At 47.4% G+C, this 13,166-nt stretch carries 15 protein-coding genes and 3 pseudogenes; 1 reads left to right on the top strand and 17 read right to left on the bottom strand.

Going from position 1 to position 13,166, the window contains the following annotated elements; genetic code table 11:
- Window positions 1–18: 18 nt before the first annotated feature.
- From KUH03_RS42840 to KUH03_RS42820, 5 genes and pseudogenes are all read right to left on the bottom strand, one after another.
- Window positions 19–381, bottom strand: coding sequence for a hypothetical protein (locus tag KUH03_RS42840; protein WP_257090667.1), 363 nt, complete (start codon window positions 379–381; stop codon window positions 19–21).
- Window positions 368–1,207 (bottom strand): TonB-dependent receptor, encoded by an 840-nt coding sequence (locus tag KUH03_RS42835; protein ID WP_257090666.1) that lies wholly within the window; start codon window positions 1,205–1,207, stop codon window positions 368–370. The genes KUH03_RS42840 and KUH03_RS42835 overlap by 14 nt, the downstream gene beginning before the upstream one ends.
- Entirely contained in the window at window positions 1,192–1,947 is a 756-nt protein-coding gene (locus tag KUH03_RS42830; RefSeq protein ID WP_257090665.1) for a hypothetical protein, read from the bottom strand. The genes KUH03_RS42835 and KUH03_RS42830 overlap by 16 nt, the downstream gene beginning before the upstream one ends.
- Window positions 1,948–2,118: 171 nt before the next feature.
- The gene (locus tag KUH03_RS42825) at window positions 2,119–2,187 is read right to left on the bottom strand and encodes a hypothetical protein (RefSeq protein ID WP_257097865.1); all 69 of its coding nucleotides are present in this window, start codon (window positions 2,185–2,187) and stop codon (window positions 2,119–2,121) included.
- 77 nt (window positions 2,188–2,264) lie between these two features.
- Window positions 2,265–2,741: pseudogene (locus tag KUH03_RS42820) on the bottom strand (carboxypeptidase-like regulatory domain-containing protein); the annotation flags it as partial.
- Between the two features lie 645 nt (window positions 2,742–3,386).
- Between KUH03_RS42820 and KUH03_RS50075 the strand changes: the two are divergent.
- Window positions 3,387–5,760, top strand: a pseudogene (locus KUH03_RS50075) (beta-L-arabinofuranosidase domain-containing protein).
- Here the strand turns inward: KUH03_RS50075 and KUH03_RS42800 are convergent.
- The 12 genes and pseudogenes from KUH03_RS42800 to KUH03_RS50065 all read right to left on the bottom strand — a co-directional run bounded on the left by KUH03_RS42800 (window position 5,753) and on the right by KUH03_RS50065 (window position 13,035).
- On the bottom strand, window positions 5,753–6,220 hold the full coding sequence (locus KUH03_RS42800; protein ID WP_257090663.1) for a DUF4982 domain-containing protein: 468 nt from the start codon (window positions 6,218–6,220) through the stop codon (window positions 5,753–5,755). The pseudogene KUH03_RS50075 and the gene KUH03_RS42800 overlap by 8 nt on opposite strands.
- Complete coding sequence (locus KUH03_RS50070) at window positions 6,204–6,284, bottom strand: DUF4982 domain-containing protein (RefSeq protein WP_373564909.1); 81 nt, start codon at window positions 6,282–6,284, stop codon at window positions 6,204–6,206. The genes KUH03_RS42800 and KUH03_RS50070 overlap by 17 nt, the downstream gene beginning before the upstream one ends.
- Entirely contained in the window at window positions 6,259–7,002 is a 744-nt protein-coding gene (locus KUH03_RS42795) for a hypothetical protein (protein WP_257090662.1), read from the bottom strand. The genes KUH03_RS50070 and KUH03_RS42795 overlap by 26 nt, the downstream gene beginning before the upstream one ends.
- Window positions 6,954–7,481: a glycoside hydrolase family 2 TIM barrel-domain containing protein gene (locus tag KUH03_RS42790; RefSeq protein ID WP_257090661.1), complete on the bottom strand. Its 528-nt coding sequence runs from the start codon at window positions 7,479–7,481 to the stop codon at window positions 6,954–6,956. The genes KUH03_RS42795 and KUH03_RS42790 overlap by 49 nt, the downstream gene beginning before the upstream one ends.
- 2 nt (window positions 7,482–7,483) lie before the next feature.
- On the bottom strand, window positions 7,484–8,245 hold the full coding sequence (locus KUH03_RS42785) for a sugar-binding domain-containing protein (protein WP_257090660.1): 762 nt from the start codon (window positions 8,243–8,245) through the stop codon (window positions 7,484–7,486).
- Window positions 8,246–8,345: 100 nt separating this feature from the next.
- Window positions 8,346–8,884 (bottom strand): annotated as a pseudogene (locus tag KUH03_RS42780) (family 43 glycosylhydrolase).
- A complete protein-coding gene (locus tag KUH03_RS42775; RefSeq protein ID WP_257090659.1) occupies window positions 8,869–9,219 on the bottom strand; it encodes a family 43 glycosylhydrolase in 351 nt (116 codons plus the stop codon). The pseudogene KUH03_RS42780 and the gene KUH03_RS42775 overlap by 16 nt, the downstream one beginning before the upstream one ends.
- A gap of 5 nt (window positions 9,220–9,224) precedes the next feature.
- Entirely contained in the window at window positions 9,225–10,145 is a 921-nt protein-coding gene (locus KUH03_RS42770) for a glycoside hydrolase family 43 protein (protein WP_257090658.1), read from the bottom strand.
- Window positions 10,146–10,275: 130 nt separating this feature from the next.
- Window positions 10,276–11,583 (bottom strand): RagB/SusD family nutrient uptake outer membrane protein, encoded by a 1,308-nt coding sequence (locus KUH03_RS42765; RefSeq protein WP_257090657.1) that lies wholly within the window; start codon window positions 11,581–11,583, stop codon window positions 10,276–10,278.
- A gap of 82 nt (window positions 11,584–11,665) precedes the next feature.
- Entirely contained in the window at window positions 11,666–11,989 is a 324-nt protein-coding gene (locus tag KUH03_RS42760) for a hypothetical protein (protein WP_257090656.1), read from the bottom strand.
- Between the two features lie 15 nt (window positions 11,990–12,004).
- Window positions 12,005–12,679 (bottom strand): hypothetical protein, encoded by a 675-nt coding sequence (locus KUH03_RS42755; RefSeq protein ID WP_257090655.1) that lies wholly within the window; start codon window positions 12,677–12,679, stop codon window positions 12,005–12,007.
- Complete coding sequence (locus KUH03_RS50065) at window positions 12,613–13,035, bottom strand: TonB-dependent receptor domain-containing protein (RefSeq protein ID WP_373564589.1); 423 nt, start codon at window positions 13,033–13,035, stop codon at window positions 12,613–12,615. Before KUH03_RS50065 ends, KUH03_RS42755 begins: the two co-directional genes overlap by 67 nt.
- Window positions 13,036–13,166 lie beyond the last annotated feature (131 nt).

Raw genomic sequence — 13,166 nt, 5'->3', positions numbered from 1 at the left:
CAAACCTGTTGGATGCCCTTAAATTTTGATTGGGATCGCCGAGCACAGCACGTGGGATATCGGTATCTGTATTTTTGGGTAGACCGTCGTTTCACCGGATACCGGATTTTTGAAGACAAGTTCTTCCGCGCGGTAGCGGTCCAGCGTTGATGCAAAATTATTGTAGTAATGGTACATCCCCTCGCCCCAATAACGGCTATTGTTGTAGATATCATTTCCTTGGCTTCCCTGCCAGATCATCGACAGGTCAAAGGTACCAATGGCACTTTTGTAGTTGACATCCGCATTGAAACCGTAGCTAAAATCAGGTATTGGACTTCCCAGAAAATCCTTATCCTGATCATTTAAGACCTTGTCCCCATTTCGGTCATTGAAGCGCACATCCCCAGTGCTGCATTTGGTGCAAAAGCCTTATCGGCATCCAATTGTGCCTGGCTGGTATATAAACCGTCGGTGGTATAGCCCCAAAATTCCCTATCGAACGGCCGACGGCGGTCCTTGTGACATTTTCCCCGCCAGGCGAGATCGTTCCCCACAGAATTTCATTATTGTTGCCCAGGCTCAGCACCCGGTTTTTCACGAAGGAAATATTGGCGCCGATATGATAGCCAAAATTACCGACCTGATCTTTGTAGGATGCCAGGATATCCCAGCCCCGGTTTCGTATGCTTCCGGCATTCAGCACGGGGAAGTTGTTGACGTAGCCCGCAGTGAACGAAATGGGTACATTGATCAGCATGTCCTCCGTCTTCTTATTGTAGTAATCCACCGTCAAAGCCAATTTGTGATCAAAGAGCTCCAGATCGAGACCAAGGTCAGTTGAATACTGACTTTCCCATTTTACATTCGGATTGGAAGGCGTCTGTGGCAGGGCACCCGTCACCATCACATTGTTCAGGTAATACCAGACATGGTCGAAACTAACCGTCCGCTGATATTGATATTGCGCAATATCCGAATTACCCAGCAGCCCATAGCTACCACGGAGCTTCAATTCGCTGATCGCCGGAAATGCTTTCATAAAGGATTCCTGACTGATCCGCCAGCCTGCCGATACCGAAGGAAAATTTCCATAGCGGTATTGATTACTGAAGTTGGCCGATCCATCGCGCCGCATGTTAAAGGTCAACAGGTAACGATTGTCATAATTATAGTTTACACGGCCCAGCATGGAGTACATGGCCGACTGGCCTACACCCGACCCCACCAGGCGGGAACTTGCCAGGAAGCCGAATTAAGGATCAAAACATCCGGACTTGGCAAACCCCGGGCACCCGCATTGACCGCATTGTACCGGGACTCTTCCGAGGTGATCCCCGCCAAAGCCGAAATCGCATGTTTACCGAAATTATTTTCATAAGTCAGCGTATTTTCAAATAGCCAGCGGTTGTTCTGGCTGCTGGAGATATTGAGTTCGTCCGGATTATGGTTCTGATACTGACCGACGGAGTAGTTACCGATATAGCCTTCATTGCGTATGCGGCTAAGGTCTACGCCCATATTAAATTTATAAACCAGTCCTTTGATGATCTCATAGGTAGCCCAGGCATTGCCGTTGACCGAAAAGTTGTCATTGACGTTTTTGTTGAGGTATGCATTCGCCAAGGCACTCTGCACATCCGTTCCGTTGCCCGCCCCGGCAAAACCAGTGCTGCTGTTGGCATCATATAAGGGCAGTGTCGAAGACCACTTTTGCGCATCGATGATATTTTTGTCGCTCCAGTTGCGTCGCGTATACCCCAAGGAAAGTGTTTCGCCGATCTTGAGTTTTCCTTTGGTAAAATCAGAGATAAACTGTGCGCCATAATACTTGTTTTTGTCCTGGATAATAATGGATTTATCTGTAGCATAAATGCCGCTCAGCCTAAAATTGGCATTTTGAGATCCACCGGAGACCGAGAGATTATGCCTTTGGTAATTGCCCGTCTGCAGCAGTTCATCCATCATATTATACCCTGTCCGATGGCCGAGGGTTTGGACAACGCAGGCAGATAGTCTTTGCGCGAAGGATCTTTATTGTACATTTCCTCATTAATCAATTCGGCCAGTTGCTGTCCGTTGAGCAGGGGACATTATGGGAAATATTTTTGATGCCGCCGAAAGCATTGTAGTCGAGCTTTACATCCCCGCTTTACCCCGTTTTGTGGTGACCAAAATAACGCCATTGGCTCCGCGGGCACCATAGATGGCGCTGGATGCAGCATCTTTAACACCTGAATGCTGGCAATATTATTTTCGTCCGGCATAGCGCCACCGATCATCCCATCCACCACATAGAGTGGATCCGTGCCGTTAATGGATCCAACACCACGGATGCGGACGGCACCATTGGTTACCTGCACCCCGGGTACAGCACTCTGAAGCGTGGCAATTGTTCCGCCGGGGACTTTGACGAGGTCCTTGGTATCCACTACGGCAATAGAAGACGTCAGATCCACCTTCTTCTGCTTACCATAGCCCACCACCACAACCTCATCTACTGCAATTTCCGAAGAGACAAGCGGGATGCTGATTTCTGAAGAGTTACCGACTACATATTCGACATGATTATACCCTACATTGGATACAATAAGGATTTCGCCCGGATTGAGCTTGAGTACAAATTCGCCTTTCTCGTTGGTTGAGGTACTGAGAGTTTTGTTCTTCACTTTGATCGATGCCCCGATAATCGGTTTTCCCTGATCACTTACGATCTTTCCATGAACGACTTTTTCTTGGGCAGACAGTCGTCCAATGGACATTAACATGGAAGCCATTAACAACCACTTCACTTTCCTGTTCCTTTCTTTAGGAAAACAAAAGAAAGAAGACACATAATTTCTGTTCATAATCTTATCTGAGATAAATGTCTTTTTTGCCCCTGGAGGCGCTTACTTGGTTATTTATTTAAACGAATTGGTTATTACTAGCCTGTTGACTGCGGCAGAAAAATACAAGATGCATTGCTAAAGATTCATTATCCCCTTTCTCCGATCATTCCTAAGAATGCGCTAGCCATTCGCCAATTGGTTATAAAGCAAAGCTAGAGGTTTCATAAAAATGACCTTGCAACAAATAATTAAAAGAAGGGTAAAAATGTCTAAAACCCATCAACAACAGATTAATTCCGTTTTTTTCAATGCAAGTCAGATCCTTCGCCAAATTTAATCCGCAGGAGACCCGTTAATATCGCATCAATAGGCCGGGGCGTATTCATTGCTAGATTTGCGCGAAATTCAAGCGCTGTATCTGGGATGAAAAATAAGAAAATAATAAATGTAAAAAAACACTTAAAAATAATTCCTTAATTTATATCTTTGGAATACCAGTAGATTAGCTCATCATAACCAATAACCAAATCGCTGTATATTTTTATCATTCAGCGGATTATATAGCATACCTTTAACATGAAATTAAACAGCCGTCTTTCCCATACGATCCTTGCTTTGCTCTTTTGTACCTCTTTATTTGCGCAGGCATCCAAAGAGCTCCATTATTTTGATCTACAGAATGTCCGGCTATTACCAAGCGCCTTTCATCATGCGCAACAGCTTGACCTGCAGTATGTATTGGAGATGGATCCGGACCGTCTGCTGGCTCCATTTTTAAGGGAAGCTGGATTAGCAGTCGTTAAAGCCTCCTATACCAATTGGGAAAACACAGGCTTGGATGGCCATATCGGTGGTCATTACCTTTCTGCCCTTGCGTATATGTATGCTTCTACCGGTGATCCGCGCATCAAGGAACGGCTGGATTATATGATTGTAAACCTGAAGCGCTGTCAGGATGCAAATGGAAATGGCTATATCGGCGGCGTCCCGGGCGGCAAAGCTATCTGGGAAGAAATCCAGTCCGGAAATATCCAATCGAATACATTTAGCCTAAATGGCAAGTGGGTACCGCTTTATAATATCCATAAGACCTATGCCGGCCTGCGTGATGTCTACTTGCTGACCGCGAGCCCGACGGCCAAAAATATGCTTATTGCGATGAGCGATTGGGCCTGCAGACTGGTGGCTCAGCTCTCCGACACGCAGATACAGGACATGCTGCGCAGTGAACACGGCGGACTCAATGAAACTTTTGCAGACGTTGCGGCTATAACCCAAAATCCCAAATACCTGGAGCTTGCGCGCAGGTTCTCCCATCAGGCTATCCTGGCTCCCTAACCCAACATCAGGATAAATTAACAGGCCTACATGCCAATACACAGATCCCAAAAGTCATTGGTTTCGCCCGGATTGGCGAACTGAGCAAGGATGCGGAATGGACCGGGGCTGTACGCTATTTCTGGGATAATGTTGCATTGCATCGGTCCATTGCCATCGGCGGAAATAGCGTCAGTGAACATTTTAACCCGACAAATGACTTCTCAAAGATGGTTCAGGGCATCGAAGGCCCGGAGACCTGTAACACCTATAATATGCTGCGGCTCACCAAGCTGCTGTACCGCACAGATCCACAGGCCAAATACATCGATTTTTACGAAAGGGCACTATACAATCATATTTTGTCCAGCCAGCATCCCGAACATGGCGGCTTTGTTTACTTTACGCAGATCCGCCCGGGACATTATCGCGTCTACTCCCAGGCACAGACGAGCATGTGGTGCTGTGTTGGATCGGGCATGGAAAACCACGCCAAGTATGGCGAAATGATTTATGCCCATACAGATGATGAGCTGTACGTCAATCTCTTTGTTCCTTCCAGCGTGCACTGGAAACAAAAGGGTATCGAGATTATCCAGGAGAACAACTTTCCAAAAGAAGCCTTTACCTCGCTGACCGTTCGTTCCAAAACAAAATGTGAATTTACACTTTACTTACGTAAGCCTAAATGGCTGAAAGCTAGCCCTGCAGTTTCGATAAATGGGAAAGCCTACCCTATCGTGGATTCCGCGGCGACCCATGTCATCATAAAACGGGTCTGGAAGCCCGGCGATCACCTGCGCATGGAGTTGCCAATGGAAATCCAGGTTGAACAGCTGCCTGACCAAAGCAACTATTACAGCATATCCTATGGCCCTGTTGTGCTCGCCGCACGTTCGGGAACGAGTGATCTCACAGGACTAAAGGCCGACGATAGCCGGATGGGCCATATCGCGTCCGGAAAGCAGGTCCCCTTGCGCGATATCCCGCTGCTAACAGCCGATCCTGAAGCCATTCCGACCCTGATCGACCCTATCCCTGGTAAACCCCTGCATTTTACGCTAAGTGGACTTCGTCAGGGGAAAGACAGCCTGCGCATGGAACTTGAACCCTTCTACGGGATTCACGATAGTAGGTATATCCTCTATTGGCCACAGACCACGGCCGTCCAACTTCGAGAGCTGCAGGATAAGATCGAAAGGGATGAACGCGAAAGCCTTGCCCTCCATGCCATCACGGTGGATAAAGTGATTGCCGGGGAACAGCAGCCCGAATCGGACCATTTCTTTCGCGAAGAAAATAGCCAAGCGGGAAGCTTTGCCGATACACGCTGGCGTGAAACCAGTGGTTGGTTCAGTTACCAGCTAAAAATACCGCTGCCAGTACACTCTATCTAAAATATATGACCGATACAGCCCTGCGGACCAGCGAAATCTGGATCAATGGAAGCCTGCTTGAGACCCTAAAGAGCAGCGATAGCACTGCTGCTGTTAAAACCTTGCGCATCAAGCTTCCTGAGGGGATTAGCGCATTGCCGGCAATAGAAGTAAAAATAAAGGGGACATCAAAGTCCCCAGTCATAAAATTTTGGAAATACGGACGCTGCGTCCGAATGAATAAACGCGTTATTTAACGCTATAGGATACCGTGGCGGTTTTTAGCCAGGGTGATGTCAGCCGAATGCTAATCTGGTCACCCGCTTTGCCCGTTGATTGTACATAAACGATCATTTTGCCTTGATGGACCCGCTGTTTATTATCCGTATAGTCGCCCATATCCGTATTATTTCCGGCCTCCATACCCAATAAACGCGCATTCCCAGCAATTTCGCAGGTAATTTCATCTTCCGATAGAACCACGGGAATACCCTTTTCATCGACAAGTTGTACCATGAGCTGCAAGAGCCCACCTGCTTGAATCGAGGGGTCGCCAACAAGCGTCGCCTGAATGGTTGCCGGCCGTTGGCTGGATTGGATCGCATGGCGGACAACTTCCTTTCCATTGCTGTCCAGCCCGATCACTTCCAGTCTACCCGCGGCATAAGGGATATCCCAAAAGATAATTCCTGTTTTCGCATCATATTTTTTCTTCACCCAGCGTCTGCCCATTCAGTGTTAACCGGGCTGCAGCACTATTGGTATAGCAGACTACCCGGATCAGCTGACCGTCCTGATAATTCCAGATCGGCCAGGCATCCATCGAGGGTCTTTCGTTCTTTCGTTGCTCCTGCTGAGCTTCCGAAGCGGACCACATCTGTTGTACCGGTTGCCCCGGCCAATGGATAGGTTCCCAAATAAGCCATGGGCTTTTCTGCCCACAAAGACTGGCGAAAATATCCCCTGGGTTTGATAAAGCCTGCAAAATCAAGTAAGCCCGAATAAAAACCACGCGAAGGCCAACGGCCCGATTCGCCCAGATAGTCGATCCCCGTCCACAGGAACTGTCCAAATATATGCGCATTGTCACGTACAGCTAGCCAGGCCGGAAGATCATGCCGATTTTCACTGCCATAGATAACACGTGTTGGGTAACGCTGGTGGTCTTCCTGATATCGGCTCTCCGTATAATTGTAACCCGCAATATCAAGTGCTCCGGGGTAGGCCGTTTCGTTAGACATCGCCACACCCGCCAGGCCGGCCGTTACCGCCCGGCTGCGATCGTATTTTTTACCACAGCAGCAAGGCGTTTGGCAATATCCCCAGACGCATGGCATCCGGTGCATCTTCCTTATAACCGCCATAAGAGGCTTGGGTAAAACCGCCTTCTTTTTCTCCCCGTTCAATATCGGATGGGAATAGGGATCATTGGGGTAATCCACTTCATTGCCTATGCTCCAGGCAAATATCGAAAGATGGTTGCGGTCCCTTTGGACCATGTCGGCCAAATCCCGCTCCCCCATTCTTCAAAAAAATCATAAGCGCCTTCAAAACCCGGTATGCCGACGTTCCAGCCCTGTAGCCACTTCCGCTTCGGAAATTCCCATTCATCAAATGCTTCATCCATGACCAATAGCCCCAGCTCATCACATAAATTATAAAGTGAGGTTGCCTGTGGATTATGGCTCGTACGCACGGCGTTAACACCAAGCGATTTCAGCGTGAGCAGGCGCCGCCGCCACACTTCAGGATAAACCTCGGCACCGAGTACACCGGCATCGTGATGCAAACAGACACCTTTCACCTTCATCCATTGCTTGTTTAAGGCAAAACCCTTATCCGGATCAAAGGTAAAAGTCCGAAAGCCTGTCTTTACTTCGGACTGATCGACCTGCTTGCCATTTTGCCATACTGTTGTCCGCAAGGTGTATTGTATGGGCTGCGTTAAGTTCCATAGTTTGGGATTGGATGCTGTCAATTTCAGATCCAGGCGTGCTTTATCGGTAGCAGCGATCGTAAGCTGTCCGGTTTTTTCTCAACAAGCCTACCTTCGGCATCGACGAGCTCCTGTTGCACGGTAACAGCGCTACGCTGGGACGAACTGTTGACCACCGTAGTTTCGGTATTGAGCACACCTTTCTTGCCCTTGATTTCCGGATAGGCGTATACTCCCCATTGATCCAGATGCACCTGATCGGCCTTGACGAGCCAAACATCGCGGTAGATTCCGGATCCTGTGTACCAGCGCGAATCCGCACTTTTGCTATGGTCGACCTTGACCGCAATGGTATTTTCCTTTCCAAATTCAATATACGGGCTGATATCGTAGGAAAATGATACATAGCCGTTGGGCCGCTTACCGACAGATTTCCCATTGACAAAGACCTCACTGCGGTTGTAAACACCTTCAAAATAAAGAAAGACCTTCTTTCCCTGGTCTTCAGCAGGTATGGACAGCTGTTTCCGGTACCAGCCTATACCGCCTGGTAAATATCCCGTGGCGCTGGCGAGGTTTGGACTCAAAGGATACTTTACGCCCCAGTCATGCGGCAGCCTGACCGTTTTCCAGGCCTGCTCGTTTGGTGCTGTTGCGTTTTGTGCTGCGCCCGCAGTTTCTAACTGGAACTGCCAGTCTGCATTGATACGCTGGGCAACACCAAAGCCCGGCTGGGCGTAAACGGCGCTCAGCCCGGTTAAAATTGATACGGCAAGGACCGCTATATTTTTAATTATTATATTCATGTGATGTAGTCGTTTAGGTTGATCTGATTGTTATTAATGCGTTGGAATGACCGGTACGATCTGGCCATTCGTATCGAAATAAAGCCGATCCATGCATACTTCACGATGGAATCCCGCGGCATCCCCATCCTGATCCCATTTGGGTAACTAAATCGGTGATAGACAATATACCATTCGTCGGTTCCGGGGACCTGCAAGACCGAGTTATGACCGGTACCATAGATTCCTTTTCCCGGATCTTTTGCAAGATCAGATTGTTTTCGGGCACCCGGATTGGCCCATCGGGAGAGGTTGATGTCCCATAGCGAACCCGGTAATTCTCGCTGCGGGTATCATCTTCTGACCAAAGAAAATAGTATATTCCATTGCGAAAGATCACATATACCCCTTCACGAAATGTTTTGTCGGGCGTCAATACCTTTATTGTATTCTTTTTGATGGAGATCATATCGGTATTTAGTTCGGCAACGGCAAGATAGCCGTTCCCCAATACAAATAACTTTTACCCGACCTGGGGTCATTGAACACCGCGGGATCGATCTCCTGCCCGCCTGTTACACCTGGAGGTTTGAAATCGATCAACGGGGTACCTGAGTCCTTGAATGGACCCGTTGGCCGGTCCGCTACGGCGACACCGATTTTCTGCGCCGCCGTAAAATAGTAGTAATATGTATAGTCGCCTTTGACTTTTTCTCGATGATCGTTGGCGCCCAGGCATGACGTGGTCCCCAGGCAACCTCCTTTTTAAGATCCAGGATGACGCCCTCATCCTTCCAATGGATAAGATCGGTCGAAGAAAAGGTCTTGAAATAGAAGCCGCCCCAGCCATCAAAGCCATCACTGGTCGGATAGATATAATATTTTTGGGTTTTGTGAGCGTAAAGAATATCGGGATCTGCATAAAAGCCGTTCAGAACCGGGTTCCTTTTCAGCGCAAGCGGTATATCCTTAGGTTTGCCCCAATGAGACGTCAATTGGATCAGCTCCTCTCTGGAAAGGGGATAATGGTTCCATGACGGGGATGAAAATCCATATCAATCTCCTGATCGATCACTTTAAAACGATCCAGATCATCGGAAATACAGAATTGGTATTTTCCTTTACCATACACATCATACATCAGGATATATTGATCCGACTGGTTTCGCCTGAAAACACTTGATCCCTCCACGGCATCCTTTGTTTGCTGTTTATACCCAGGCTGTTCGATCCATTTTCCCGAAGTCAGGGAATCCGTCATGGCAAGTTTGATCCCATTGCCGTGCCCTTCCGTTTTGTAGAAAAGATAAAAGAGTCCGTTCTTCTCGATAATATCGCCATCAATACAGGATTTACCATTTTTAGGCATGAAGAGCACTTTTGGCTCCGTTTCAAAATCGGTAAAATCTTTATTGGCATAGGCGTAATAAATGATATCCGGACCATTTCCATGCTGCATGGACCAATAGACCATATATTTCCCTGCTGCCGCATCAAAAATAGTCTGTGGCGCCCATACGCGCTTCAAATCTTCCTGGCCGCTGAATCGCTGCTGGAAATCGATGGCCCGATGCGACCAGTGCAGCAGATCCTGCGATTTTAGCAGGACCATACCGCGATTGGAATCCCAGCCTTTGGCGGAGGTCATATCGGTCAGTACCATATAGAATGTCTTTCCATCTTCAGCCCGAAGGATATGCGGATCCCGTACACCTCCGGTTTTACTGATGCTCTTCGAATCCAGTATCGGACGGTTACCGTTCAGCGCACGGTAGGTATAGCCATCGGTGCTAATGGCAAAACAGACCGCTTCATCGGCCACCGCATTACCTTTAAAATAAGCAAATAGATAACCGGCAAAATCCTTGTCGGTAGGCCCCTGCCTATATCCCTGCGCGTATGCCGATGCCGTAATATTCATCAATAAAAATGCTATAACCGTAAATCGCATGTATAAAATAATTTAGTAAAAGGTGGCTTGATCTGACAACGATGCGCTGTTCCGAGAAAGGTCCCAGCGCATCGCGTATGTCTTTTTTAATTGTTTAACATTAATAACCTGGATTTTGTTCCAGTTGTCCGTTCGAAGACAAAATATCTGCCCGCGGTATCGGGAGCCAATAATGTTTTTCTTCAAACTTGCGGCCCGATAATGCCTCTTTTCGCGTATAGGTAAGCCCATTGCTTCCTTTTGTCACCGTGATTCCGCCGGCTGGCGCATTCTCTGTTATGTTGGCGATTTTCCATCTCCTTACATCATAAAAACGGTGTTCCTCGAAGGCCAGCTCTATCCGGCGTTCGTAGCGCAACAGTTTTCTAAATTCATCTTTCGATTGCCCAACAGGGATTTCAGGCATCTCTACAGAAGGTCTTGTCCGAACTAAATTTAACGCCTGTCTAGCTGTCAGGCTACTACCTTTGGATAGCATATCCGGACCATAGGCTTCATTAGCCGCCTCTGCAAAATTTAACAGGATCTCCGCATAACGAAAATAATTCCACGGTTGAAATCCCGCATTTCCCCAAGGATTTTCCAGCGGATAGGCATCATTCATAAATTTGCGCAGGTAATAACCGGTTTTCGACGTGTTCCAGTTGTCCCTTCCTTCCCTGCTATCCTGGCCGCCAGGTATAAATGTTTCAACCGCGCGTCCTCTGTACATCGAACCATTGTGTAGAATTGTTGCATCAAAGCGTGGATCACGGTTTACATAGGGGTTACTGGGATCGTATCCTGAAGCAGCATTTACAGTTCCATCCTCATTAAAAGGAGCTAGACCATTTTTCATCTGATAGGCATCCACCAGATTCTGGTAAGGCGTATTTCCACCCCAGCCCCCATAGCCGTTTGGTCCATTGGCAATTTCCAAATGAACATGATTGGCATTTTTGGTATAATAACGGGCAAAAATAGTTTCCGGATTCCGGTCAGTCAAAAATAAGGATTGGTATCCGCCTGTGTACAGGCTGAATTTATTTAGCGAAATCAGGTCTTGCGCTGCCTGAGCCGCCGCAGCCCAGGTACCCGCGTTATAAAGCGGACTCGCTGCATACAGCAGCAGCCTTGATTTTAAGGCCATTGCGGCAGCCTTCGTCGCCCGGCCGGTTACCCAGCTGTTGTCATTGTTATCCAGTGGCAGTTTTTCAATCGCTTCGTCCAGTTCCCTGATCACATAATCCATTCCTTCCTGAATAGACTTGCGCTCAAAAAGGCTTGCCGTATTTAAGTCATCTTTCAAACCATATACGGTATCGCCCATCAGGACAACCCGGCCAAAGTTGCGAATGAGGTCGTGATAGCGAAATGCCCTGATAAACTGTAGTTCACCTTCAAGATGCCGTTTATGGGAAGCGCTCATCTGAATAGTAGCCAGTACTTTTTCGCGTAATTACATTCACGGATACTGCGGTAGCTACGGGCCCAAAGCGATCCGGCGGCGCCTAAATTTTCAGGCGATAACTGCCCCGGATAATGAGCCAGGTATTGTCATCATTGGTATACATGGATTCATCGGACAGTGATGACCAAAGGGCGTATTCAAATCCACGTCCAAAACCCGGATTAGTCCCGTCCGCCTCGTTTGATATCATTTTTTCGCCGATGTATCTGTTGATAATAAACGCTTCCAATACAGCTGTATCTTTCTCAATTGCTTCTGTCGATATTCTGTCTGTTGCCGTCACATCCAATAGATTTTTGTTGCAGGCGGATAAGACTGTCAGTCCTAAGCCCAAAGGCACAATATATTTAGTGATAGATTTCATTGCTTAAGTTCCTCTTTAGAATTTTAAATTTGCACCTACATTAATAATACGTTGTTGCGGATAGAATTGACCGCTACCGCTATTCCCTTCCGGATCATAATCCTTCACTTTTGTGAGGGTCAATAGATTGAATCCGTTGACATAAAAGCGAAGTCCGCCCAGTTTCAATCTCGATAAGACCTCATTGGGCAATGTATACCCTATCTCCACATTTTTTAAACGTAAAAAGGAAGCATTATTCAGCCAAAAGGTGTTATTGTACAAGCCACCGCTCACCGCCGAAGAGGCACGTTCAGGGACTTTCGGATAGTTTCCGTCCGGATTATTGACCTCATTGAACCGATTGTCGGCCCAGGTACTGTAGAAGTTTCCTACTGTTCCGGACTCCGGAAGCACGTACTGACTTACTTTAGCCTGCCCGGCAAAAAGAACGGAAACATCTACATTTTTATAAGCGGCATTCAGATTAAAGCCGTAGGTAATCTGGGGAATATTCCCATATTTTGTCCGTATCATATCATCTGCCGTTATCTTACCATCTTGGTTGTAGTCCTGATAAATCAAATCCCCGACCTGTGCTCCGGGTGCCTGTGGGGCCGCAGCGAGATCTGCTTGGGTCCGGTTTAATCCAATGGCGTTATAGAGCAGATAGGTTCCCAGCGGTCTTGATGTCTGGCGCTGATAATCCAAGGTACCGCTGGCCTCATCAATGAAGATAATTTTACTTTTGGCAAAGGTAAAATTACCGGATACTCCCAGCTGAAATCGCCCTGTTGTTGATACGACAACGTTCCTTCAAATCCTTCGCTATTCACCTTACCGATATTCTCTGAAGGAACCAGCGGTTTGGAACTATTCTCTTTGTATGGATTGACAATCCCGGAAGTCGCCGGAATAGACGCATTTCTTTCGGTCAGAATATCCGATCTCTTTTGTTGGAAATAAATGGCCTCTATTGTGAAATTCTTGAGAAATTGTGCATTTAATCCTACATCGAGCTTCTTGGACACCTCCCAGGTAATTGCCGGATTTGCCAGTTTTGCCAATTTAACATTGGGCTGTATCTGGCTTTTGTCATTTAGTAGCGCGACCAGACCATTTCCTACCAGGGTATAGTTATCGTAGAATTGGAACCCGTCGACATTATCGTTACCAAGGGTACCGTATGAGGCGCGAA

Origin of the sequence: Sphingobacterium sp. E70, assembly GCF_019285695.1 — a bacterium.
Taxonomy (GTDB): Bacteria; Bacteroidota; Bacteroidia; order Sphingobacteriales; family Sphingobacteriaceae; genus Sphingobacterium; species Sphingobacterium detergens.
Note: the sequence above shows the minus strand (reverse complement) of the source record. Positions and strands in the feature narration are given on the sequence as shown.